A 23,397-nucleotide genomic window follows, 5' to 3' on the forward strand; every position below is an offset into this window, starting at 1 on the left:
ATAATACACAACAAAAACCCTTTGAATAGAAATCGATTCTGTTCAAAGGGCACTTTATCTTTATTTAGTCGTAAATTTCCAGACCGGAGAACGTGATCGCCCTCCATAGCTGTCGCTCACTTCTACATACCAGAAATAATCCTGCTTGTTTTTTAGATCCTTTAGGCGGATTTGTACTTTTTCCCGATTCCTTCCGTCCTTATCTTCACCCAATAAGGTATTCGAGTACACATTTACGCCAATATAGTCTGTTGCCACCTGTTTCTGAATCGGGTTCAGCTCCAGTTGGTCAATTGTAAATTCATCGACTTCCGGCTCAAAATAATTATAATCATCCAAGTAAGGCGAGTACGTTTTGACTGATAACTGCTTTGCCTCCGGATTGAAATGGAGCATCCGCATATACCCCTCGCCGCCTTCCGGACCACTCTGATAATCGGCCAGCATTTCATACACTTTACGGAATTTCGATGGTTTTCCTTTTAGAGGAATGGTCGCTACATTACGGCTTGCCCCTGAAATATGCCCTGCAAGAACCAATTTAATATTCTCGTATTTCCGGACAATTTCTTTAAAGACCTGATTACCGTTATACGTCCGTTTTCCTTGATGGTCGAGATAATTATGGACCGCAAGCACCACATTTCTCTCTGAGTATTGGTTTAATACCTTATTAACCCAATCTAGGGTTGCAGTCGTGGTTTCTTTACCCCAGCCCAGATACAGGAAGAGGAAATCGTGCCCGCCAAAGGATGCTAAATCATAGTGATTTGTGTTATTTTCCATCCCGCCTCCGTAATGGGATGTATGCTTAAATCTTTTTTCTCCAAAGTATTTACCATAATTGCGATAATCCAGTACCAAGTTTCCCACATCATGATTTCCGGACACTACCCCATAAGGAACATGATGTTCATCCAAAATGCCCATACTCTTATCCGCGATATCCCATTGCTCCAAATCCCATCTGACATTAATAATATCCCCTGTATGAATAACATATTCCGCATTTCCAAGCTGATTTTGGATTCTAATCCAGTTTGTCATTACTGGGAAAATATGTGGGAATGATTCGGAATAATATTGGGTATCTGACATCCAGACCAAATTAAATGGACGATTCACTTCGCCAATAATCTGGTCCTGCACAAGGACCTGCAGCTTTTGATTTTTCAAATAGGCCTCTGTCTCAACCTTTGCTTTCAACGAAAAATCCTTATTTCCGTAGCCATACGCTAATGCATCCCATCTAGATTTTTGTATATTCCAGGCATATAAAGTGACCTTTCTTCCCTGTAAGGAATGCCCGATCCACTTTACTTCAACCTCTTTCATTTCCGCGGGTGTTTCATCCAGTGAAATTTCGAATCGCTGATACGGAAATCCTTTATTTGAGGCAGTCACCCAATAAGTCTTATCCGCTTTGGCTATCTGCTTTATTTGCTTGGCTAAGATACCTGTTTCACGCGGATAAGTCTGATTGGGCGGCGGTTCCTCATCTGCAATATTGGAAAATGCTTTTAATTGATTCCTCCCTTTGGAGGTAAAATCATAGCGATTGCCTGAGAAAAACTTAGCCACTATTTGATCATTAGTTGGATCTTCTACCTTCACGCTTAGCTTCGGATGAACAGATACTTTTGTATCATTATCAAGCGGTATGGCTTGATTCATAATAATAGGTGCTTCATCCACAATCTTAAAATGAATCGTTTCCTTTTTGCGATTCCCAGCTGCATCTACTGACATGAAGGTTACCTTGTGTTTCCCTTTAGACAGTCTGCCGGAGGAGGTCGTATATGGCAGAGTGATTTCCCGACCATCCAGATAGCCTTTAATGGAGGCTATTGAAGTCACCTCATCCTCGGGGTTTGCATCAATGGTGAATGTTCCCTTATAGGTTCTGCCATTCAGCGGTGTTTTTACATGGAGCTTTGGTGCTGTATTATCAAAAACAACATCTGCTTGGTGAATGGATGTGCCTTTAGATTGAATACTATGGACTCCATCCTGATAAGCCATCGTATCAATCTCTGCCTCTTCTGCTGTGAACATAGCTGCCGGGATGATAAATTCGTAGGATAGGATGAACACTCCCTGATTACCCACCTTCCATTCCTGGGCTTCCCGAGTGCTTTCTCGATTCTCATCACCATCTCCCGTGATTGAATTTACACTGATTGGGCGAATCATCGTACCATCACCCATCAGCAGCTTTATATTCTTGATAGAAAAGCGATCGACATCTTTTTCTTCAACTGTACTTCCGGGCATAAATGTTTCCTTCTTCGTGCCTGTGTGGATGGAAATCGTATTTTTACCCGGTTTGAGTTCATCAATTGGAATTGACAATTCATATGGAAGATATAACCCTGCTGTAGGTTTTAATTTGGATATTAAACGGTCTCCCATGTAAACTGCACTTTTCTTTCTTTCATCAATGCCAAGGCCTTCAAATACAATTGCAGCAGGACGGCTCAAGATCCTCTGTGTCTTCAGTTTTTGTCCATCAACCGTAAGCTTAATCTGTTCCTCAGCTGTTGCCTTTTGAACTTGTATCTTTTTTGTACCTTTTAAAATCGTATTTTTTTGGACAGAAAGCCCCGGCTTTAGGGGTTTGTACATATCTGGATTTCCTATTTTTATCGTCTTTGTCCCTTTTTCGGGGTATCTAATGACATGCTGTCCATCCGATATTTCTATATAATACTCAAAGGTTGGAACAGAACCATAAACATCGTATCGAGATATAATTGATTGATAAGAAGTCGTGGTTTTCATAAGCATATTTGCTTGTGTAAAGGCAGAATCCTGACCTCTTTTATAAAATATTTCTGCCCGCTTAATTAGATGTTCATCCTCAATTTGAATCTCGATAGAGACATCCGAGCGTTCTGGTACTTCTTTTGGCATGGTCACAGGTCTAACAATCGGCTTAGTGGTATCCGTCTGCTTATTGGCATTTAACGGCACCTGTTCATTACTCACTTGACCTGGTGTACTTTCTTTGATTTGTTTATCCTGTTTTAATTTTTTTGCTCCCATATCCTGCTTATAATGGATGAGTCCCTTATCGTAGGTTACATATGAAATAACCGCTCCTGTATCAGTTGCCAGAACGACCGTATTTTTGCTGCTATTGTGTAAGTTACCTTCCAGGCGAATCAGTTGCTTATGATCCACCGAGGCATGAAAGTTGTGTTTGAAATCCTCAAAATCAAACTCATCTTTGCTGGCAGCATTTTTAATCCAAATGATTTTCGTAGATTTTGGCTCTATAAAAGTTGATTCTTTTATATCCCATACTTGCATCGATTTATTCATAGAGAGGTATCGCAGATTGTAATCACGTAAATCGATTGGTACGTCTGTATTATTATAGATTTCGATATATTCATACGTTTTCCCCTGCGGAGAAATCTCTGTAATCAGTAAATCTGGTGGATCATTCGAAAGCGCTATGCTAATTTCGGGATTAAGCCATATACAACAAACTACAGTTAGAATCAGTACACCTATTTTTTTCATATATAATCCTCAATTCCCCATTCAAAGATTGATACCTTAGTATGGATTATTAGATAGGATTTTATGAAAAAAAGTCGCTCTTCTAAAATTTGATCTTTTAGAGGAGCGACTTTTTATTTATTTTATCTTAGCTTTTACTTTTTCAATTAATTCATCTTCTGTTGGTGCAGCTACTGGACGATTATTGACGAACGCAAATGATTTTTTGCGTCCAGGTCCACAGTAGGACTGGCATCCAATCTCAATTTTTGCATCGGGATCGAGCTTGTTTAATTTTGGTAGCAATGTCTTTAGGTTTGTAGCCTGACAGTCGTCACATACTCTAAATTCGTTCGACATGACCGCCTATCCTTTCTTGCCAAAAAATTTGACTCTTTGTTAGTTGTGAGCCTCTTGGGACTAAAGCGTATTGTATCACTCCGGCTCCCTTATTTGCAAGAATCGGCTAAATATCTATTAGGTTAATGAAAAAATCTAGTAACCTGTATAAACTTTGTTCTTTTTGTCCATGCTAGAACCATAATTTGCAAATTTATTTTAAATCTTATAGAAAAGGGAGTTGCAGATCATGAAAATCAGACAAGATGCATGGACTGAAGAAAATGATTTATTACTAGCAGAAACTGTTTTAAGACACGTCCGCGAAGGCAGTACCCAATTGAATGCATTTGACGAAGTTGGAGATAAATTGAACCGTACCGCAGCTGCTTGCGGATTTAGATGGAATGCGGTTGTAAGACATACTTATGAGAAAGCATTGCAGCTTGCCCGTAAACAGCGTAAACAACGCCAAAGATTGCTTGGAAAGGATCAGGGCGGCAAAAAGAAAATCCTGTACCAGCCACCGACTCCATCTTTACGAGACTTTGAAACAGTGACTACCGCAATGGAAGATGAATTGATGGACATGGATATTTCCACCGAACAAAAAGATACTGAAACATTTGAGCAAACAAGCCTATTTCCAGTGCTGGAAGAATACAAGACTCCGGCTTTGACGATGGACGATGTTATTGTATTCTTACAATCTTATGATACAAACAGCCTGAAACTGCAAGCATTACAATCTGAAAATGAAAGATTGCGCCTTGAAATCAGGGAACTGAAAAATACAAATAAAGAATTGCAGCACAAGCTTGATAATGTTGAAGAAAATACCGTTTCGATTCAGGAAGACTACGAAACACTCATGAATATTATGAATCGTGCCCGTAAATTAGCTTTATTGGATGAAGATGACCGACAAGCTACTAAATTTAAGATGGATCGTAATGGAAATCTAGAAAAAATCGCAGAATAAATATAAAAAGCCGGCTCTTTTCAGAGGAGCCGGCTTTCATCTGTAATATCAAACCATGCTCACTTTCATTCGAGCATGTAAGAGACTACTTTTAACAGCCCCTCCTAAAACGATGGAAAGAATTAATCGATTTCCAATTTCGCATTGCGGTCTTGCATTCTTTCTAAATAGGATTCGAACAGTGGCATTTCTGCTTCCGCCAAAGAATTCATCTCAATCTGCCCGGCATGATCCTGTAATGCCTTCATTAAGCGAAGCATTACATCATTTACAGTCAGCTCGACACCGAGCAAATCAGATAAGGAAGCCATAACTTTTGGATTCACAGTAGGGTAAACAAATTTCGTCTCAGTCCCATTTAGAGCAATTTTATAAAAATCTCTCACTAATGCAGCTCTTTGTTCAGCATCCCCATTGATATCCAAGTAGATTTGTACTGCTACACCATGACGGATTCTCCTTTGAGAGATACCGGCAAATTTTTTGCCATCAATGCTTAAATCATAGCTTCCCGGACAATAAGAGCCTACGATTTCACCCGCTTTAATCTCATTATCAAAGTCTCGAAACATGTACTTGATCAGTTCCCACATAGCGTCATATCCGCGATTAATCTCAATTTTCCGGTCTTTTTCCGGAAAAACAAGCGTCAGGTTCAAAATTCCTTCATCCAATACAACGGCCAATCCGCCTGAATTTCGGACAATACAGTCATAGCCCTTCTCATGCAGGAAATCAGCAGCTTGCTTCAGCATCGGGAGCCTTCCGTCCTGGATACCCAACACAACTGTTTTTTGATGAACCCAAGCCCGTGCGGTAACTGGTGAGTTCCCAGCTCCAACCGAAGCGCATAATGTATCGTCAATCGCAAATGATTGAATGGCACGTGTATGCATACCTGATTGACTATGGTCAATGATTCTCCAGCGATCCTGCTGTAATAAATTCATCTTACCTCTCTCCATCTATAAAAAAATAGGCGCCTAAGGGCGCCATAGGTCACTTATAAACTTATTTTACCAAAGCTTGAGAAGCTGTGATCAGTGCAAGGTTGTATACATCCTCTGCGTTACATCCTCTGGATAGGTCGTTCACAGGAGCATTTAGACCTTGCAGGATTGGTCCAACTGCTTCAAATCCGCCTAGGCGTTGTGCAATTTTATATCCAATATTACCTGCTTCAAGGCTAGGGAATACAAATACATTTGCAGAACCTTGAAGTGGAGAGTTAGGAGCTTTAGATGCAGCAACAGATGGAACAATCGCTGCGTCGAATTGAATTTCTCCGTCTACGATTAATTGTGGGTCCATCTCCGTTACAAGCTTAACAGCATCCGCCACTTTTGTTGTTTCTTCAGATACAGCAGAACCAACTGTGGAGAAGCTAAGCATTGCAACACGTGGATCTAGATCAAACATACGCGCTGTTCTAGCACTTTCAATTGCAATTTCAGCAAGATCCTGGCTGTCAGGAGCAATATTGATTGCGCAGTCTGCAAATACGTATTTTTCATCACCTTTAACCATGATGAATACGCCAGACGTCTTTTTAACGCCTGCTTTTGTTTTAATGATCTGCAATGCCGGACGTACTGTATCTGCTGTAGAATGCGCAGCACCGCTGACCAAACCATCTGCTTTATTTAGATATACAAGCATTGTTCCGAAATAGTTTTCGTCAAGCAAGATTTTACGTGCTTGTTCTTCAGTCGCTTTACCTTTACGACGTTCAACGAAAGCTGTCACAAGCTCGTCCATCATAATATATGTAGCAGGATCGTAAATTTCCATATTATCTACAGAAATATTCATATCCTTCGCTTTTTTTGTGATTTCATCAATATTTCCAACTAAGATTGGAATGATTGTTTTCTCAGCTGCCAATCTTCCTGCTGCTTCAAGAATTCTTTCATCCATTCCTTCTGGGAATACAATTCGCAATTGATTGCCAGAAACTTTTTCTTTTAAAGTTGTAAATAAATTACTCATTTTTTATGTCCTCCTCAAAATGTCACTCTACCTAGAATACACCTTTATGATGAATTATTTAATAGGTTTGCCTTATTTTTTAAAATTATAGCGGTATGTCAAAATATCGACAAGTTTATCGAAGCCTTGATTCAAGAAAATATGCCATTGATTGTGATATAGTAAATGGCATGAACGAAATGTTATGTGGGAGATGATAAGTATGAGTGAAGCAGCTAAAACATTAGACGGTTGGTATTGTTTACATGACTTCCGTACAATTGACTGGTTATCATGGAAAATGTTACCTGAAGACGAACGTGCCACTGCCATCAATGAATTCCTGGGATTGGTTGAAAAATGGAATAAAACTCAGAATGAAAACCAAGGCAGTCATGCTCTTTATACAATTGTCGGACAAAAAGCAGACTTTATGATGATGCTTTTACGCCCAACAATGGAAGAATTAAATGCACTTGAATTAGAGTTTAATAAAACTAAATTAGCAGAGTTCACAATTCCGGCACATTCTTATGTATCTGTTGTTGAGCTAAGTAATTATCTGCCTTCTGATTCAGATGAAGATCCATATCAGAATCCTCATGTTCGTTCCAGACTATACCCGATCTTGCCGACATCTAAGCATGTTTGCTTCTATCCGATGGACAAGCGTCGTCAAGGCAATGATAACTGGTATATGCTTCCGATGGAGGATCGTAAAAAACTTATGTATTCTCACGGAATGATTGGCCGACAATATGCTGGCAAGGTTAAACAAATTATTTCTGGATCCGTTGGATTCGATGACTATGAGTGGGGTGTTACCCTTTTCGCAGATGATGTTCTCCAATTTAAAAAATTGGTTTATGAAATGCGTTTCGATGAAGTGAGTGCCCGTTACGGTGAATTCGGTTCCTTCTTTGTTGGAAATATCCTTACACCGGACTGTGTCAGCGAATTTTTACATGTTTAAATAGGATAAAAGGAAGTGCCTTTAAAAGCCATTATACATGGTGGATAGGGCACTTTTTTGTTGTCCAAGCACCAAGATCCCCTTTATTTCAAAATACTCTGTTCCCCTCAGATAAAGGTTGAAGCATTTCCCCAATAACCGCCTGTCTCTTCATTTGCTTCAGTATCGACTTCCCCTGTGTTGTTAACCTTTTTAAATTCCACCACACAGGAAAATTATGTGAATAGTGCGACCTGCAAAAACAAAGCAATCTCTTCTGCTCTTCTTGAAATGGATGAAGTAATATCCTTTTTTATCATAAGCCGGTCTCCCCCTGCATAATTTTCTATAGTGAGCATACCTTTTACGTATCTACAACACATCATGAAATGACCTATCGAAAAGAGGTGCTTCAAGCATGGCAGTTATAAAAGCTACTGAGGAGGATATAAAAGTTCTTGCCCGATTAATGAGAGCAGAAGCTGAGGGTGAAGGAAATTTGGGCATGTTAATGGTTGGCAATGTAGGTGTCAACAGGGTACGTGGTGAATGTTTGGATTTCGTAAATATCCGATCGATTCCTCAAATGGTTTTCCAAAACCCCGGTGGATTCGAAGCGACACAGAAAGGATACTTTTATCAACGTGCCAGAGAGAGTGAAATCAGGCTGGCAAGAAGAGTCGTCAACGGGGAACGTTTTAATCCGGCCACGAACGCTCTTTGGTTCTTCAGACCGGAAGGGGACTGCCCGGCACAATGGTTTGGACAATACAATTCTGGGCGTTACAAATCACACTGCTTCTTTGCACCGACACAATCTGATTGTCCAACTGTTTTTTAGAATACTATTGTTTATAGAGGAGGAGTCATTTTATGAAACAACCGGGTTCACAATCATACGGCGGGGGGCAAACGTATGGAGGCGGATATCAAGTCCCTTATAATCCCTATATGGCAGGACAAACAGGCATGGGGCAGCAGCAACAGTTTCAGCCACAACAACAGCAACAACAACTGCCCTTTCCGGCGCAGTCGTATACTCTAGGCGGTGGTGGATCACCGTTCCAAACTTCTCCGTCGCCTGCTCCGGGTCAATTCGTAGAACAATCCTATATCGAAAATATTCTGCGTTTAAATCGCGGTAAACTCGCTTCGGTATATATGACCTTTGAGGGAAGTAAGGATGGTAATACAAGACTATTCAAAGGAATTATTGAAGCAGCCGGCCGAGATCATCTTATCTTAAGTGATCCGCAAACAGGCATGCGCTATTTATTGCCACTGATTTACCTCGATTATGTAACTTTTGATGAAGAAATCGAATACTCCTATCCTTTTGGTTCTCCATCTCGTTAATCGAGAATGGTTAGCATACCGAGAATAAAAAATATTTGACGAACTAATCCCTATAGTACATAGAAGAACCGCTTATGTCAGACATAAGCGGTTCTTCTATGAACATATCAAACTTATGAATATTTATAAACAGCCACAATCATTAATACCCAGGAAGCAATAAATGCAACTCCGCCAAACGGCGTTATAATACCAAGCTTACCAATACTTGCTACACTGAGTACATATAAGCTTCCAGAAAAGAGAATAATTCCAACTAACATGAGCCAACCTGACCAATTTAACAATTGATGTGAGGATAATCGATCCCACAACAATCCTATTGCCAATAATCCACCTGCATGGAACATCTGATACTGAACGGCTGTTTTCCAGACCGCCAGAGACTTTTCAGAAATCTTCCCCTCCAGCCCATGAGCTCCGAATGCACCGCATGCCACGGACATCGCCGCATTAATGGCTGCAATAATAATAAATGTTTTCATCCCCATTCTCTCCTTTGCGTTTAAAAATCAAGCAGTGAATCCCCGTTTGCGTCCTCCATCTTAACTGGTTCCTCCTGAGGAAGAGAGACAGTCGGATTCGTTTGCTGAATTGGATTATATGGAACAGTTTTCTTCACAGTTTGTCCTTCCGCCTTCGTATGATCACTTATGACCAAGTCGATTAAGCTTTGAACGGCAATTAGGTATCCATTCCTTTTTTCAGCAGGCGCCATTTTAGCCTTCTGAATCAGTTCATCCATTTTGTCCAATACCTTTTCTGATGTTATTTCCACAGATTCACACCTCTTACCTTCATCTCTTCTTATTCAATTCTATCCTAACTTCGCCAAGGAATCTATTTTTCACAACCTCACAAATCAGGAATGGCCCAATCGATTTCCTTCAGCCCATTTTGTCGGAGAAGTTCATTCGTTTTAGAAAATGGCTTACTTCCAAAGAAACCTCGCCGAGCAGATAGCGGGCTCGGGTGAACCGAGGTAATGATGTGATGCTTCTTCTGATCAATTAAGTGAATTTTGGATTGTGCTGGTTTTCCCCATAATAGGAAAACAATCGGTTCTGATTTTTCATTCAATGTCTCTATTATTTTATCTGTTAATCGCTCCCATCCTCTCCCCTTATGTGAATGGGCTTCTCCCTGTCTGACAGTCAAAACGGTATTTAACAAAAGTACCCCCTGATCCGCCCAACTTTTCAAGTATCCATTGTTAGGGACTGGAATTCCTAAGTCATCATTTAGTTCCTTGAAAATATTCCGTAGCGAGGGCGGGAGAGCAACTTCAGGCTGTACAGAGAAACTTAATCCATGAGCCTGATTGGGGCCATGGTAGGGATCCTGCCCGAGCAATACCACTTTTACGGATTTAAAATCAGTATAGTTCAAAGCGTTGTAGATATCTTCAGCCTTTGGATAGACAATCTCGTTTTCATACTCCTTTTTTATAAAATTACACAGGGCTGCATAATATGGTTGTTTAAATTCATCCACTAAATACTCCAGCCAGTCATTCTGTAAAATTTGGTGACTCATCCAATCCACTCCTCTATATACTTCAGAAATTATTATATTTGTCGAACAATATTTTCCGCTTACACTCTCTTTACCCTGCTCAACTTATGTTTATAGATTTTTTAATAGGTTATATAAACACTGTAACTACATTTTAAATTAAAATCCAAAAATCGAGGAGGATGCAAGATGTATCAAGTTTTTGTAGTAGAAAATTCAGTTCAAGCTAAAGAGAAAGTTGAACAACTTGCAGCTGAGGGATTTACAAAAGAGAATGTTTATCTGTTTTCCCATAATAAAGAGTTTTCGAAGGATTTAACTGATGCTACGGATACAGGCAACATTGGTATTGGTGAGCAAGGTTTCTTTGAAAGTGTAGGAAATCTGTTCAAAAAACGTGGCGACGAATTGCGCAGCAAGCTCCAATCACTTGGATTATCTGAGTTAGAAGCACAACAATATGAAAAAGATCTTGATGACCACAAAATTGTTATTGTTACTTCGAACCAGGCAAGTGATATTGATAATACAAAAATAATGTAACCGATACAGCATAAAAAGGGCTTAAGGATGGGTTCTCCCTTCCTTAACGCCCTTTTTTTTACTGGCTTTTTTACTACTCTGATCAAGTTACAATGCATAAGAAAAAACTTTTTTGCATATATCAATCTGATGTTATTAGAATCAATCATTGTTCATTCTCGTCTCCATGATCACGAGCATCTGCTTACTATGTCTTAAATCATATAAGCGTTATTGTTATCCACTATTTTTCACTTATAGTATCATTACTATATGAGCTTTTACCTTTATAAACTCTTACTGTATACTTCCGGTTTATACCTATGATAAAATACCGCAAAATGGTAATTCAGAATTTATTGTTCACGGATTATGTATACAATTAACAGCATCAGTTTTTTTCCATACATATTGTTTTGGTATGTATTATAAAGTATAACTAAATTAAGTTTTATAATGAGGGAGGATAGGCCAATGAGTCTAAAAAAAGCATTGACTATAGCTGGATCAGACAGCAGCGGCGGAGCAGGACTTCAAGCAGATTTAAAAACATTCCAGGAGCTTGGCGTTTATGGAATGACTGCTGTTACTTCAATTGTTGCAATGGACCCTAAAAATAACTGGTCTCATAATGTATTTTCTATTGATGTTTCAACTGTGGAGGCACAACTGGATACAATCCTTTCTACAGGAATTGATGCCATGAAAACAGGGATGCTTGGGACCGTTGATATTATTGAATTGGCTGCACGAAAAATTAAAGAGTATGGCCTTGATAAAGTCGTCATAGACCCTGTAATGGTTTGCAAAGGGACAGATGAAGTGTTAATGCCTGAGAATACAGTGGCAATGAGAGAATTGCTTCTCCCTCTTGCTACGGTTGTAACACCAAATCTTTTTGAGGCTTGGCAATTATCCGGGATTGGCCCCATCACTACTATTGATGAAATGAAACAAGCTGCAAAGATTATCCATGATCAAGGGGCAAAATATGTCCTTATCAAGGGTGGCACTAAACTTGATGGGCAAGATAAAGCAATTGACCTAATTTATGATGGAACAGACTATACCATCCTTGAATCCGAAAAGTTTGCGACTACTTATACCCATGGTGCCGGTTGTACAACTGCTGCAGCCATTACTGCTGAGCTGGCTAAAGGAAAAACAGTTGAAGAAGCCTTGGCTACTGCAAAGGAATTTATCTCAGCCGCTATTGAACATAGCTGGAAGCTAAATGAATTTGTTGGACCAGTTATGCATGGTGCTTACCGTACATATAAATAATTTCTTCTTTATTACAGGCTGTCCGAAATTTAGGACAGCTTTTTTCCATCTCCATTTTTAGCAATTTTTCAGATACTTTAGTATCATAATTAATACAACACTAATTTAATAGGAAACTAATGTGTTCCTTTTTATATAGGAGGTAATCTTAATGAAGCCAATTGACCTGCTTGATTCACAAAAAGCGCTGCAATCATATGCCGGTTTACAGGTTTATTTGCATTTAGAGACAACAAACGGCGCTTATGCCACTCATAATGATGAATCATTCTTCTCAGCAGGTGCGTTTATCCGTAATGTTTCTATTTGTTTTGAAGAAGGTAAAATTATCGGAGATGGCCCTTATCGGGTAGGATTAAGAATGAAGGAAGGCTGGGTATACGCTGAAGGGATTACCCATTACGAAATCGATGAATTCGGCCGCCTTTTAATGGCTGGACTTGACCAGAGCGGAAGACTGGCTGTCGCTTTTGAAATCAGTACCGCCCCATTTGATAAATAACAAGGAGTTGGGATAAATGGATAAAGAGAAACATGTATTAGTCATATTCCCTCATCCTGATGATGAGGCATTTGGGGTTTCCGGAACAATCGCCTCTTATACAAGAGCTGGTATCCCCGTTACCTATGCATGCTTAACGCTTGGTGAAATGGGACGTAATCTTGGAAATCCTCCTTTTGCAACACGGGAGAGTCTCCCGAAGATTCGCAAGAAAGAATTAATAGACGCAGCACAAATAATGGGTATTAAGGATTTACGTATGATGGGACTGCGCGATAAAACTGTTGAATTCGAAAATGAAGAGTGGCTAGCTAATCAAATGACTAAGCTTATTGATGAGCTTGATCCTTCCCTCATTATCACTTTCTATCCGGGATTCAGTGTCCATCCGGATCATGAGGCTTGCGGAAGAGCTGTCGTACAGGCAGTCTCTGAAATCAATCCTGAAAAAAGGCCAAAGCTTTATTGTGTAGCCTTTTCCAACAACCATCAGGATGTCCTTGGAGAGCCTGATATCATAAATAATATTCAGGATGTAATCGAGACTAAACTAAAGGCAATCTCTGCCCACCGCTCTCAAACTGAGGCGATGATGGCTGGTTGGCCTGAATTACTCGCCCAAAAGAATAAAGAGCTTGAAAGCCGCCTTTGCTTTGAAAGATTTTATTCATATAAATGGCCTGAAAAAATATAAGAATTAGATTTATAAAAGCTGTCATACTAATGACGGCTTTTTTTGCGGGCATCTTTATTTCATAAAAAAAACCGCCTTCATTACTAAAGGCGGTTCAAAAAAAAGGGGGGGATACTTTGGAAAACTTCATTGTAGTACTATGATAGCCATATTCTGGACCACCTATACCTAATTTTTAAATTTATTTTTGAACGATGTACTTATAAATGATATGGGCGACACCATCCTCTTCATTTGTTAAGGTAACATCCTTGCACAGCCCTTTAATCTCATCGGATGCATTACCCATAGCAACGGACATCCCCGCTTTTTCGAACATAGATAAATCATTAAAGTTATCTCCCACAGCAATTGTTTCTTCAAGTGGGATTCGTAATTTTTCTAGCAATTTCTCCAAAGCTATTCCCTTAGAAACACCACTCTGGTTAATTTCAATATTCCCCTTACCGGATGAAGTGACAGTTATTCCTTCCATCTCTCCAAGAATAGTGCCAGTATTTTTTAGTTTATTCATATCAGAGGAAAAGACTAGTATTTTGTATATTTCGATATCCTCTTCATTAATTAGCTGGAAGTAATCGTCTGTCGCAAATAAGAATCCAAATTTAATTCTGCCTTCAGCAAATTCACGAACTTTATCTTCTTCCTGATCAGGATTGGCACTCAAGAAGATATCGACAAGTGAATCAATAGCCTTTTCGGGGTTTTTGGAAAATGTCCCCCTGTTTGTATACATTTCAAAATAAAGATCCATTTCTTCCAAAAGCTTGACTGTCTCCACTAAGCTTTCTTGCTTCATCGGATTGGAATCCACCAAACTGCCTTCCTGATTATAAACAGCTGCTCCATTTAAACTGATAATAGGACAGTGAAAGTTAATCTCATCAAGTGCAAACCTTGCTTCTTTATAAGATCGGCCCGTAGCAACAATTACTTGTCCCCCGCTATCCCTTACTGCCTCCATCGCCTTTCGGTTCTCGTCACTTACCATTTGATGCTCATTCAGTAATGTTCCATCCATATCGGTTGCTATACACTTCATACAGTCTCCCCCTTTAGAAAATGCTTACTACCTTCTCTTCTGCTGAGAGGTGCAAGCTCTGTTTTTTTTATAAAGTTCTTCACAGACTCCGGATCCGTTTTTGAATATTCTCTCAGTGCCCACCCAATCGCTTTTTGAATAAAGAATTCTTTACTATCCGCATTTTTCAATATGTAGTCATATAAGATTCTCTCATTTGTTTGACCTTTATAGGAAAGTTGAAAGAGGATTGCTGTTCTACGTAGCCACATATTATTATCTATTACCCAATCATTCATGATAGTATCTATTAAATCAGGATTTCTTAATACCAAATTGCCAACCTGCTTAGAGGCAATCATATCTACGGTATCCCACCAAGATTTTGTCGTAATTAATGTTTTTAGTAGCGGTAAATCCTTTACTTCCAGTTTGTCGATATAGTTAGCAAGGTAATCAAGCGCAGCATTTTGCCATTCTCTCTCCGGCATATTCCAAAGCTTTAAACAAAATTCATGTGAAAGCGGCATAGCAAGAATACCTGTTTCCTTAAAGAATACAGACATACATTTTCTTCTTTCCGGGGTTTTAATCCCGTAAAAAGGAAATTGATTCTTCATATATTGCGCCATTGCTACTGCTTGTTCTTCATTCTTTTCATTCTCAAATAACTGTTTTAAACGATTAATATAATCCACATTTCCACCTCACCTATTCTTCCCTTATAAGCCAGCTTCAGGGCCTAACCGCTCGAGTCATAAGTGTAGCTGCTGCAGTAGAGGAAAAGCGCTCTCCCTCCGTGCTTGTCGGAGTTGGGCAGTCGCCTCAGCTTTTTGTATAATCTAGCTTCGGCTCCTAGCTCCTCGAGGTCATAAGGATAGCCTCTACGGAGGTCAACAGGACGTTGATCACAAAGACGTTGCCACACGATGTGGCGTTCTTAGTCTTTGTTCCTTAATTCGCCTGCCTTCGAGCCTCTCCTTATGCTTGTCGGAGCTGGGCAGTCGCCTCAGCTTTTTGATTAATCTAGCTTCGGCTCCTAGCTCCTCGAGGTCATAAGGATAGCCTCTACGGGGTAGAACACCCCTTCGAGCCTCTCCTTATGCTTGTCGGAGCTGGGCAGTCGCCTCAGCTTTTTGTATAATCCAGCTTCAGGGCCTAGCCGCTCGAGTCATAAGTGTAGCTGCTGCAGTAGAGGAAAAGCGCTCTCCCTCCGCACCTCCTCTTATGCTAGTCGCGGCTGGGCAAGGCCCTTCAGCTTTTTGTATAAATGAGCCTGTATTGGATAAACATACAATTAATTAATTGAGTGTTACCTCTTTTTTATTAAGTCTAAGAATATTAAACTAGGGAAGTGGCTTCATGGAAGCTATTGCCAGAACTCATAATAACCTGGCTATGTATATACATATATTCTACGCATACATAATGACTGTTTTCAAATATAGTGATGAAAGAATTAGGAGTGACTACTATGACTAAACAAACTCAATCTCCTTTATCATTTTGGGGAGGTCTGGGCTTTACGGCCTTATTGGCGCTGCTTGGATTTGTCCTTGCTGAATTGCCCTTTTTCGAATACATAGGACCATTAGCATGCAGTATTTTGCTCGCCATCCTGTATCGTAATATTCGCAGCTATCCAACAAATTTACGGACGGGCGTTCATTTTTCAGCAAGAATTCTCTTACGTGCTGCCATTATTTTATATGGGTTGAAATTAGATATGCAGATTATTTTTAGTGAAGGTCTTGGCCTTTTGGGTAAAGCTCTGATTTGTATCGTATTCTCTGTAGCCCTCATGGTATTGCTTGGCAAATGGCTGAAAATTCATCCAATGATTTCTTTCCTGCTTGGTGCAGGGACAGGAATATGCGGCGCAGCGGCTATAGCAGCGGTTTCACCTATAGTGGATTCAAAAGAAGAGGACACGGCGATGAGCGTCGGGATGATTGCATTGATTGGTACTATTTTTTCAGTCGCCTATACGATGCTTATTCCGATTCTCCCCCTAACACCTACTGAATATGGAATTTGGTCCGGACTTAGCTTACATGAATTGGCTCATGTAGCTTTAGCGTCTGAGCCTGCTGGGGAAGCTTCTGTTACAATGGCTTTATTAGCTAAATTATGTCGTGTTTTCTTATTGATTCCTTTCTGTTTTGTATTAGTGTTCTGGATGAAACGTAAACAAGGCGCTGGCAGCCAATCCTCCATTCCATTTCCATGGTTTCTTCTAGGATTTCTGGCCTTAAGTATTTTTAGAACTTATCTTGCTGGATCCTGGTTTCCTGAATACCTATATGATTACATTGCCATGCTGACCACTTTTCTACTTTCGATGGCTATGGCTGGGCTAGGCTTAACGATTGATTTAAAAGAGCTTAAGAAACGAGCCAGCCTTCCCTTGCTTACAATGGTTATTACATCCGTTCTTTTATCAATTCTGACATATTTTTGGGCATGAGCCATTTGAGGCTTATGCCTCTTTTTTATGTTTTCCTTAAACTATTCTTTTTTGTCGTACAAGCCTGTATACATGCATATGATAATTTGAGCAATTAAAATGGAGGTATAAATTGTATGTATGGATTATTGGGATATGTCTATCTAGGAATTTCCTTATCGGCTCCTATCGGACCAATTAATGCTGCACAAATGGAAATTGGTTTAAGGCATGGATTCTTAAATGCCTGGGTATTCGGTCTGGGCGCTATACTAGCCGATATCTGCTATATGCTTGTTGTTTATACCGGGTTGGCTCAATATATGCAAGTTCCTCTAATCCAAACCTTTCTCTGGTTATTCGGGGCTTTCGTGCTTACTTATTCCGGAGTAGAGAGTCTGGTTGCTGTTTATCATAAAAAAAACCAAAGCAATATACGGAACAAGGATATCACTCGTTCCTTTCGCTCTGGCTTTTTTATGTCGTTATTGAATCCATTATCCATTCTTTTTTGGTTGGGCATCTATGGCTCTGTACTCGCCAAAACCGTGAGTCACTTATCTCCTCAGCAAATCATCATTAACAGCTTGGCCATCCTTTTGGGGATATTAATTTGGGACTACTCGATGGCGATGATGGCATCCATATTTAGGCGCTATTTAACCAATAAACTCTTAGCGGGAATTTCAATCATATCCGGAATTTCCTTAGTTGGCTTTGGGATCTATTTTGGAGTTATGGGGGTTCAATCCCTAATTTAATCGTTAGTTATGGATTCTTCGCCTTGTTAAAGGCCGTTTTCGTTTTCGAATAATAGCCATAATAATTGTAATCAGGCTTACAAAAGAAACAAAAGCTAGACTTACGAAAAAGCCCATTCTCGTGTCCTTTTCAATGACCGTCCCAACAATAGCCAGCAAAATAAGCCCAAGCCCTATAGTTCGTTTTATTTTATCCTTTGTTTTTAGGTCAGCAAGCTTGGAATACGTCAACAGGATTAATATCCAATTGTAAAGGATGAGTAAACTCGCACCAGTCGTAAAGTATTCATAGACCTTATCCGGCATCACTCTCGACAGAACGATAGAGATTAGCAAACCAGTCACTGTTACAGCAAAAGCAGGCAGAGGGATTGCGAACTTCCCTTTTTTCCCCAATATTTTCGGGGCATCTCGATCCTCAGCTAAGGTCGTCAGCATATTTGCAACAGAAAAAAGTGAAGCCGACATTGTTGAAAAACCGGCAATTATCAAAGCTCCATTAAAAAGATGCATAATGAACCTAAATGGATAATAACTCAAGACCGTTAAAAACGGGCTTTCTTTTAGATTAACCTTATCCCATGGCAACAGCATTACGACTAAGCCTAGGGATATGATGTAAATGACGGTTAATGCTAGAATCATGACTCTCCCTGCTTTTGGAGCATCCTCTTTTTTCTCTAATCGCATAGACATAATACCCAGAACTTCAATACCTCCAAAGGCAAAAAAAGCAAAAACGAGAGATGACCAAGTTTTCTTCCAATCTGTAGGAAAAACCTCCTTAACCGTTGAAGGAAAATCAAGTGTTCCTTTTCCATCAATCACACCACACAAGCCAAGGATCACGATAATGACAAACATTAAAATTGCGGATACTTTAACGATTGCACTGACATTCTCCATCGGTTCAAACAGCTTTGCCCCAATAATAATAACAATCAGTCCAAGTGCTCCGTAGATGGCTGCAAATATCCATAAAGGAAATTCAGGAAACCAAAACCTAGAAAATAGAGACAGGGCTGTTAATTGGCTTCCCATTATAAGCATTTCTGAAAACCAGTAAACCCACCCATTTAAGAACCCAAAAGAACGTCCAAACGCCTTACGGGAGTATGTACGAAAAGACCCTTTTTGAGGATCTTTTTCCGTCATCTTTGCTAAAGCTTCATATACGATATATGTCGTACAAGCGGCAAGTATAAACGCAATTAATATTGATGGGCCGGCAAGCCTGATTCCTAATCCGGAACCTAAGAAAAAGCCGGTTCCAATTGTACAGCCTATCCCTATAAGGGAAAGCTGCCACCATTGCAGTTTTTTCTTTTCTTGATTTTTTGTCGCTGCTGCTTTTTTCATATCCTATCCGCCCTTTGATTTATATCAGACTGTATCCTCAATTAATCTGCTCCATCCAGGCGAAACTTATGCTTTATTTGCTTGCCAATATAAAAAGGGTACAATCCGAAAAGGATTGTACCCGATGGTTTTAAATTTAATTAGATACGCTCTACATTAGCAGCTTGTGGTCCGCGATTTCCATCAACGATTTCGAATTCAACTTCTTGACCTTCTTCAAGAGTTTTGAATCCTTCACCTTGAATAGCAGAGAAGTGTACGAATACATCGTCACCATCTTCACGCTCGATAAAACCAAAACCTTTTTCTGCATTAAACCATTTTACTTTTCCGACCATTTTTTTGGCCCCCTAACTTTTAGTGAAAATTTTAAAAGTAGAAAACCAGAAAAACCTTTTCTGTCTAAGCATGTACTTAAAGACTGTAAAAATTTTTTTGATCTTCAAACCTTTTTGCTGTTTTATTGTAACATACAGCTTACTAATTAACAAACAATTTAAACAAATCAAACTAATCCAAAATGTGATGGTTATTCCAATATAGGGTAAAAATATAATTTGTATCTTCTTTATCAATACAAAATGAAACTTTTGAACTGTCTTCTTCGTAAAGGCTCGTTAATTCATCTGGTACCACTTAATCTTCATCAGTCTCCTGATTTTTAACAAAAACGCCTATCCTCTAAAATTAGGATAGGCATTTTTGTTTTTGAAAAATTAACTTAATTCTCTAGTCAAATTTCATTCCTTTTAATAAATCAGCAAATGGATTGTTGATAGGCTCCGTTTCCTTTTCTTGCTGTTTCAGGTACTTTTGTACAGTTCGTTTATCCACTTTTCCGCCAGACTCTTTTTTACGTCTCTCTTCAAAAGCAGATAATTTTTCACGGTATCCACATTTACAGGTAAATATTTGTCCCTGACCTTCGCCACGGAGTTCCATTTTCTTTTTGCATTGAGGGCATCGTGCATTAGTGACACGTGACACGTTCTTTCTATGACCACATTCGCGATCTTGGCAGACAAGCATTTTGCCTTTCTTTCCGTTTACTTCTAACATTGGTTTCCCGCATTCTGGGCAGGATTTTGTGGAGATATTGTCGTGCTTATACTTTTTATTGCTGGCTTTAATTTCTGCCACAATTTCTTTTGTATGCTCTTTCATCTCATTAATGAACACAGCCTTTTTCATTTTCCCTTTAGCGATTAGCTCAAGTTTTTGTTCCCACTCTGCTGTTGTAGTTGGCGACTTCAATTCTTCCGGTACTAAATTAAGTAACTGGCGTCCTTTAGAAGTAATATATATATCTTTTCCACCACGTTTTTCGATTAAGAATGAATTGAATAATTTATCTATAATATCTGCACGGGTTGCAACTGTACCAAGCCCGCCAGTTATCTTTATCGTATCTACAAGCTTTTTATCTTTTGTTTCCATGTACTTCGTAGGGTTTTCCATCGCTGACAGTAAAGTAGCCTCTGTAAAACGCGCAGGTGGCTTAGTTTGACCTGAAGTTTGCGATATTATCGTAATTGCTAATTTGTCACCCTTATTGATTTTCGGAAGTAACTGTTCCTTCACCTCATCGCCAGATTCCTCTTCCTCAAAACGATTGTTATAGACTTCCTTCCAGCCTGGCTGAATCACTGTTTTACCACGGGCGATAAAGGACTCTGGGCCAATCTTCGCATGGACTGTTAATTGCTCGAATTCATGGGCCGGAAATAGAACAGCGAGAAACCGCTTCACGACCAAATCATAAATTTTACGTTCCTTATCATTAAAGGCAGCATAATTAACGAAGCCTTCCGTTGGAATGATGGCATGGTGGTCGCTGACTTTACTGTCGTCAACAAAGGCCTTCGTCGCCTTAATAGGCCTATTTATAATCTTAGTTACTAACTTACGATACTCATTACCGCCGATTGCCTTTAAGCGCTCTGGAATGGTGCTGACAATATCAGATGATATATAGCGTGAATCAGTACGTGGATATGTTAGTACTTTATGTTGTTCATATAGTTTCTGCATAATATTCAGTGTTTCTTTAGCTGAATAGCCAAAGATCTTATTAGCATCACGTTGAAGTTCTGTTAAATCATATAAGGCAGGTGAAAAGTTTTTCTTTGCTTTGCGTTCAATAGAAACTACATTCGCATCTTTATATCCAAGCGATTTAACAATTGCATCTATTTTTTCTTTATTAAAGCTGCGGCTATTACCATTCACATCTTGCCATGTTAATTTAAGCCCATCAGCTTGCGCTTCAATACCATAATAAGTTTGCGGTTTAAAGTTTTTGATTTCATCTTCACGTGCCGCTACCATAGCAACTGTTGGTGTTTGGACGCGACCACAATTTAATTGTGCATTAAATTTAGTTGTTAATGCACGACTTGCATTTAAACCGATATACCAGTCTGCTTCTGAGCGTGCTACTGCGGAAGCATATAAATTTTCATACGATTTACCAGGTTTTAAGTTATTAAATCCGTCTTTTATCGCTTTATCTGTTACAGAAGATATCCATAGGCGCTTGATTGGCTTATTGACTTTTGCTTTATCAATAATCCAACGTGCAACTAATTCTCCTTCCCTTCCCGCATCAGTAGCCACAATTATTTCATTCACATCACTGCGAATTAATTGTGCTTTTACAGCATTAAACTGTTTTCCAGTTTGTTTAATGACAACTAATTTCATACGTTCTGGAAGCATAGGAAGATCTTCTAGATTCCATGTTTTATATTTATTATCATAAGCTTCAGGATCAGCTAAAGTAACTAAATGCCCTAATGCCCAAGTAACTATATATTTGTTTCCTTCGAAAAATCCATTGCCCTTCTTTGTACATTTCAGTACATTCGCAATATCACGGGCAACGGAAGGTTTTTCAGCAATGACTACACTTTTTGCCATATTTCTAAACTCCTTTACTAACTATGTACTGTCAATATACCATAGTTTCAATGTTTGAATTGAATAGACATCCTATCGCTTTTTTTCCAAATTAAAACTGCCCCATAAAAGTTAGATTTAGTCTAACCTTTAGTGGGCAGTTCAACTATCTTTCATTTAGACTTCAATAATTTCTTCAAATCATCACGGACTGTACGGTCGGTAAGTTTTACGTTTGAGCGATAAGCTGCCCGGCAGATGATATGGCCTGCTACCGGAGCAGTCAGGAATACAAAGAATATTCCGAGAAGCAGCCGTATACTAACATATCCTTCACCAATTAAAAAAAACAGAAATGCTCCCAGAAGGATGAATAGTACTCCAAGTGTTGTACTTTTTGAAGCTGCATGTGATCGTGTATAAACATCCGGAAGCCTAATCAGCCCAACACCACTTAGAAGCGTTAAGATTGTCCCCGTAAGAATACAGACAGCAGCAATCCACTCACTTATCATTTCCACGTTCAATGACCACACCCCTTTCTATGAATCTCGCAAACGCGATAGTCCCGATAAAAGAAAGGATCCCTAACAACAATATGATGTCCAAGAAGGCATGGGATTTGAACAGTACAGAAAAAATAGCCACACCTGAAATTAAGTGGATTCCAATTGAATCCAGTGCCATAACCCTGTCTGGCATGGATGGACCTTTATAGAGGCGATAGATGGAAATGAGAATGGATAACGTTAAAATGAATAGCGCTACAGTCATGGCTTTTTCAAACATTATCGTGTAACCTCCTTAATCGCCTTTTCAAAGCTCATTTTTGCCTGAATAATCGCTTGTTTAGATTCTTTGTAGTCCATGGCATGAATATAGAATGTTTTGTTGTCCGGCGAAATCTCCAATACCACGGAGCCTGGTGTCAGCGATAATAGCAAAGCCAACATTGGTATTTCCCAATCTCCATTCAGATCTGTCTTTAAGGCAAAAACCGCCGGCTGAACATCTATTTTTTTACGTGTGACCTGCCTCAGAACAAGCACCGTAGAAGAAACGAGCTCTTTAAGAAATACAAATAGCAACTTTAATATAGAGAGAAATGTCCCCATGTAGAAGGATTTATTGAAAAAGCGACGCACAAAAAACAAAATAACGATTCCCACTAGATATCCGGCAAAGAACGAAGGGAAACTCCATTTATCCTGCAAGAGCATCCATAAGAAACCAATGAATATATTAAGCAAGACTTGAACGGGCACAACGACCACCCCTTTTTGTTTATAGA

Annotated in this window: 25 protein-coding genes; 10 read left to right on the top strand and 15 right to left on the bottom strand. The window is 39.4% G+C overall.

Annotated features, from left to right (window positions below; all coding sequences use genetic code 11):
• Positions 1-60 precede the first annotated feature (60 nt).
• Together F7984_RS18260 and F7984_RS18265 are read right to left on the bottom strand one after the other, a co-directional pair.
• Positions 61-3,528: a lamin tail domain-containing metallophosphoesterase family protein gene (locus F7984_RS18260; RefSeq protein WP_140461904.1), complete on the bottom strand. Its 3,468-nt coding sequence runs from the start codon at positions 3,526-3,528 to the stop codon at positions 61-63.
• Positions 3,529-3,645: 117 nt separating this feature from the next.
• The gene (locus F7984_RS18265; protein ID WP_066109413.1) at positions 3,646-3,867 is read right to left on the bottom strand and encodes a YuzB family protein; all 222 of its coding nucleotides are present in this window, start codon (positions 3,865-3,867) and stop codon (positions 3,646-3,648) included.
• Positions 3,868-4,096: 229 nt separating this feature from the next.
• Here F7984_RS18265 and F7984_RS18270 point away from each other — a divergent pair, with 229 nt between their 5' ends.
• Positions 4,097-4,828, top strand: coding sequence for an RsfA family transcriptional regulator (locus F7984_RS18270; protein WP_140461905.1), 732 nt, complete (start codon positions 4,097-4,099; stop codon positions 4,826-4,828).
• A gap of 122 nt (positions 4,829-4,950) precedes the next feature.
• Here the strand turns inward: F7984_RS18270 and F7984_RS18275 are convergent, their stop codons facing one another.
• Both F7984_RS18275 and pta read right to left on the bottom strand, forming a co-directional pair.
• On the bottom strand, positions 4,951-5,778 hold the full coding sequence (locus tag F7984_RS18275) for an octanoyl-[GcvH]:protein N-octanoyltransferase (RefSeq protein WP_139063884.1): 828 nt from the start codon (positions 5,776-5,778) through the stop codon (positions 4,951-4,953).
• A gap of 61 nt (positions 5,779-5,839) precedes the next feature.
• Positions 5,840-6,817, bottom strand: a complete 978-nt coding sequence (gene pta / locus F7984_RS18280; protein ID WP_066109419.1) for a phosphate acetyltransferase — start codon at positions 6,815-6,817, stop codon at positions 5,840-5,842.
• A 202-nt stretch (positions 6,818-7,019) separates the two neighbouring features.
• On the opposite strand from pta, the gene hemQ reads away from it, so the two are divergent.
• From hemQ to gerQ, 3 genes are all read left to right on the top strand, one after another.
• Positions 7,020-7,769, top strand: coding sequence for a hydrogen peroxide-dependent heme synthase (hemQ, locus tag F7984_RS18285; RefSeq protein ID WP_139892067.1), 750 nt, complete (start codon positions 7,020-7,022; stop codon positions 7,767-7,769).
• Between the two features lie 397 nt (positions 7,770-8,166).
• Positions 8,167-8,589, top strand: a complete 423-nt coding sequence (locus F7984_RS18290) for a cell wall hydrolase (protein WP_066109429.1) — start codon at positions 8,167-8,169, stop codon at positions 8,587-8,589.
• Positions 8,590-8,621: 32 nt separating this feature from the next.
• Positions 8,622-9,104 carry a spore coat protein GerQ gene (gerQ, locus tag F7984_RS18295; RefSeq protein ID WP_077248193.1) on the top strand — a complete coding sequence of 161 codons (483 nt, stop codon included), beginning with the start codon at positions 8,622-8,624 and terminating at the stop codon, positions 9,102-9,104.
• Positions 9,105-9,217: 113 nt separating this feature from the next.
• Here the strand turns inward: gerQ and F7984_RS18300 are convergent, their stop codons facing one another.
• From F7984_RS18300 to F7984_RS18310, 3 genes are all read right to left on the bottom strand, one after another.
• Positions 9,218-9,589: a DUF423 domain-containing protein gene (locus F7984_RS18300; protein ID WP_066109432.1), complete on the bottom strand. Its 372-nt coding sequence runs from the start codon at positions 9,587-9,589 to the stop codon at positions 9,218-9,220.
• A 20-nt stretch (positions 9,590-9,609) separates the two neighbouring features.
• Complete coding sequence (locus tag F7984_RS18305) at positions 9,610-9,882, bottom strand: DUF5327 family protein (protein ID WP_140461906.1); 273 nt, start codon at positions 9,880-9,882, stop codon at positions 9,610-9,612.
• 77 nt (positions 9,883-9,959) lie between these two features.
• On the bottom strand, positions 9,960-10,640 hold the full coding sequence (locus F7984_RS18310; RefSeq protein ID WP_140461907.1) for a uracil-DNA glycosylase: 681 nt from the start codon (positions 10,638-10,640) through the stop codon (positions 9,960-9,962).
• A gap of 168 nt (positions 10,641-10,808) precedes the next feature.
• On the opposite strand from F7984_RS18310, the gene F7984_RS18315 reads away from it, so the two are divergent.
• The 4 genes from F7984_RS18315 to bshB2 all read left to right on the top strand — a co-directional run bounded on the left by F7984_RS18315 (position 10,809) and on the right by bshB2 (position 13,621).
• Complete coding sequence (locus F7984_RS18315) at positions 10,809-11,162, top strand: YflT domain-containing protein (protein ID WP_066109441.1); 354 nt, start codon at positions 10,809-10,811, stop codon at positions 11,160-11,162.
• A gap of 453 nt (positions 11,163-11,615) precedes the next feature.
• Complete coding sequence (pdxK, locus tag F7984_RS18320; RefSeq protein ID WP_066109443.1) at positions 11,616-12,425, top strand: pyridoxine/pyridoxal/pyridoxamine kinase; 810 nt, start codon at positions 11,616-11,618, stop codon at positions 12,423-12,425.
• 151 nt (positions 12,426-12,576) lie between these two features.
• Positions 12,577-12,927 carry a YojF family protein gene (locus F7984_RS18325; RefSeq protein ID WP_066109446.1) on the top strand — a complete coding sequence of 117 codons (351 nt, stop codon included), beginning with the start codon at positions 12,577-12,579 and terminating at the stop codon, positions 12,925-12,927.
• 16 nt (positions 12,928-12,943) lie between these two features.
• Positions 12,944-13,621 carry a bacillithiol biosynthesis deacetylase BshB2 gene (bshB2, locus tag F7984_RS18330; protein WP_140461908.1) on the top strand — a complete coding sequence of 226 codons (678 nt, stop codon included), beginning with the start codon at positions 12,944-12,946 and terminating at the stop codon, positions 13,619-13,621.
• Between the two features lie 181 nt (positions 13,622-13,802).
• On the opposite strand, the gene F7984_RS18335 is transcribed toward bshB2, so the two are convergent.
• On the bottom strand, positions 13,803-14,663 hold the full coding sequence (locus F7984_RS18335) for a Cof-type HAD-IIB family hydrolase (RefSeq protein ID WP_066109452.1): 861 nt from the start codon (positions 14,661-14,663) through the stop codon (positions 13,803-13,805).
• The gene (locus F7984_RS18340) at positions 14,660-15,340 is read right to left on the bottom strand and encodes a DNA alkylation repair protein (RefSeq protein WP_139892065.1); all 681 of its coding nucleotides are present in this window, start codon (positions 15,338-15,340) and stop codon (positions 14,660-14,662) included. Before F7984_RS18340 ends, F7984_RS18335 begins: the two co-directional genes overlap by 4 nt.
• Before the next feature lie 776 nt (positions 15,341-16,116).
• Here F7984_RS18340 and F7984_RS18345 point away from each other — a divergent pair.
• Positions 16,117-17,109, top strand: coding sequence for a YeiH family protein (locus F7984_RS18345; RefSeq protein WP_140461909.1), 993 nt, complete (start codon positions 16,117-16,119; stop codon positions 17,107-17,109).
• A 116-nt stretch (positions 17,110-17,225) separates the two neighbouring features.
• On the top strand, positions 17,226-17,849 hold the full coding sequence (locus tag F7984_RS18350) for a LysE family transporter (protein ID WP_066109461.1): 624 nt from the start codon (positions 17,226-17,228) through the stop codon (positions 17,847-17,849).
• 3 nt (positions 17,850-17,852) lie between these two features.
• Here F7984_RS18350 and F7984_RS18355 read toward each other — a convergent pair whose 3' ends face one another.
• The 6 genes from F7984_RS18355 to F7984_RS18380 all read right to left on the bottom strand — a co-directional run bounded on the left by F7984_RS18355 (position 17,853) and on the right by F7984_RS18380 (position 23,371).
• Complete coding sequence (locus F7984_RS18355) at positions 17,853-19,208, bottom strand: amino acid permease (RefSeq protein ID WP_066109462.1); 1,356 nt, start codon at positions 19,206-19,208, stop codon at positions 17,853-17,855.
• A gap of 140 nt (positions 19,209-19,348) precedes the next feature.
• Positions 19,349-19,546, bottom strand: coding sequence for a cold shock domain-containing protein (locus F7984_RS18360; RefSeq protein ID WP_066109465.1), 198 nt, complete (start codon positions 19,544-19,546; stop codon positions 19,349-19,351).
• Between the two features lie 391 nt (positions 19,547-19,937).
• The gene (locus tag F7984_RS18365; protein WP_140461910.1) at positions 19,938-22,127 is read right to left on the bottom strand and encodes a DNA topoisomerase III; all 2,190 of its coding nucleotides are present in this window, start codon (positions 22,125-22,127) and stop codon (positions 19,938-19,940) included.
• Positions 22,128-22,279: 152 nt separating this feature from the next.
• Positions 22,280-22,633, bottom strand: coding sequence for a monovalent cation/H(+) antiporter subunit G (gene mnhG, locus F7984_RS18370; protein WP_217491087.1), 354 nt, complete (start codon positions 22,631-22,633; stop codon positions 22,280-22,282).
• Entirely contained in the window at positions 22,611-22,895 is a 285-nt protein-coding gene (locus F7984_RS18375; protein WP_066109471.1) for a Na(+)/H(+) antiporter subunit F1, read from the bottom strand. The genes mnhG and F7984_RS18375 overlap by 23 nt, the downstream gene beginning before the upstream one ends.
• Positions 22,895-23,371 carry a Na+/H+ antiporter subunit E gene (locus F7984_RS18380; RefSeq protein ID WP_139892062.1) on the bottom strand — a complete coding sequence of 159 codons (477 nt, stop codon included), beginning with the start codon at positions 23,369-23,371 and terminating at the stop codon, positions 22,895-22,897. The genes F7984_RS18375 and F7984_RS18380 overlap by 1 nt, the downstream gene beginning before the upstream one ends.
• Positions 23,372-23,397: the final 26 nt, after the last annotated feature.

The organism is Pradoshia sp. D12 (assembly GCF_008935075.1).
GTDB lineage: Bacteria > Bacillota > Bacilli > Bacillales > Pradoshiaceae > Pradoshia.

Excerpts from the sequence above, each read along its gene's own strand:
- F7984_RS18260 (WP_140461904.1), bottom strand. The coding sequence starts at position 3,528 with ATGAAAAAAATAGGTGTACTGATTCTAACTGTAGTTTGTTGTATATGG.
- F7984_RS18265 (WP_066109413.1), bottom strand. The coding sequence starts at position 3,867 with ATGTCGAACGAATTTAGAGTATGTGACGACTGTCAGGCTACAAACCTA.
- F7984_RS18270 (WP_140461905.1), top strand. The coding sequence starts at position 4,097 with ATGAAAATCAGACAAGATGCATGGACTGAAGAAAATGATTTATTACTA.
- F7984_RS18275 (WP_139063884.1), bottom strand. The coding sequence starts at position 5,778 with ATGAATTTATTACAGCAGGATCGCTGGAGAATCATTGACCATAGTCAA.
- pta (WP_066109419.1), bottom strand. The coding sequence starts at position 6,817 with ATGAGTAATTTATTTACAACTTTAAAAGAAAAAGTTTCTGGCAATCAA.
- hemQ (WP_139892067.1), top strand. The coding sequence starts at position 7,020 with ATGAGTGAAGCAGCTAAAACATTAGACGGTTGGTATTGTTTACATGAC.
- F7984_RS18290 (WP_066109429.1), top strand. The coding sequence starts at position 8,167 with ATGGCAGTTATAAAAGCTACTGAGGAGGATATAAAAGTTCTTGCCCGA.
- gerQ (WP_077248193.1), top strand. The coding sequence starts at position 8,622 with ATGAAACAACCGGGTTCACAATCATACGGCGGGGGGCAAACGTATGGA.
- F7984_RS18300 (WP_066109432.1), bottom strand. The coding sequence starts at position 9,589 with ATGAAAACATTTATTATTATTGCAGCCATTAATGCGGCGATGTCCGTG.
- F7984_RS18310 (WP_140461907.1), bottom strand. The coding sequence starts at position 10,640 with ATGAGTCACCAAATTTTACAGAATGACTGGCTGGAGTATTTAGTGGAT.
- F7984_RS18315 (WP_066109441.1), top strand. The coding sequence starts at position 10,809 with ATGTATCAAGTTTTTGTAGTAGAAAATTCAGTTCAAGCTAAAGAGAAA.
- pdxK (WP_066109443.1), top strand. The coding sequence starts at position 11,616 with ATGAGTCTAAAAAAAGCATTGACTATAGCTGGATCAGACAGCAGCGGC.
- F7984_RS18325 (WP_066109446.1), top strand. The coding sequence starts at position 12,577 with ATGAAGCCAATTGACCTGCTTGATTCACAAAAAGCGCTGCAATCATAT.
- bshB2 (WP_140461908.1), top strand. The coding sequence starts at position 12,944 with ATGGATAAAGAGAAACATGTATTAGTCATATTCCCTCATCCTGATGAT.
- F7984_RS18335 (WP_066109452.1), bottom strand. The coding sequence starts at position 14,663 with ATGAAGTGTATAGCAACCGATATGGATGGAACATTACTGAATGAGCAT.
- F7984_RS18345 (WP_140461909.1), top strand. The coding sequence starts at position 16,117 with ATGACTAAACAAACTCAATCTCCTTTATCATTTTGGGGAGGTCTGGGC.
- F7984_RS18350 (WP_066109461.1), top strand. The coding sequence starts at position 17,226 with ATGTATGGATTATTGGGATATGTCTATCTAGGAATTTCCTTATCGGCT.
- F7984_RS18355 (WP_066109462.1), bottom strand. The coding sequence starts at position 19,208 with ATGAAAAAAGCAGCAGCGACAAAAAATCAAGAAAAGAAAAAACTGCAA.
- F7984_RS18360 (WP_066109465.1), bottom strand. The coding sequence starts at position 19,546 with ATGGTCGGAAAAGTAAAATGGTTTAATGCAGAAAAAGGTTTTGGTTTT.
- F7984_RS18365 (WP_140461910.1), bottom strand. The coding sequence starts at position 22,127 with ATGGCAAAAAGTGTAGTCATTGCTGAAAAACCTTCCGTTGCCCGTGAT.
- F7984_RS18375 (WP_066109471.1), bottom strand. The coding sequence starts at position 22,895 with ATGTTTGAAAAAGCCATGACTGTAGCGCTATTCATTTTAACGTTATCC.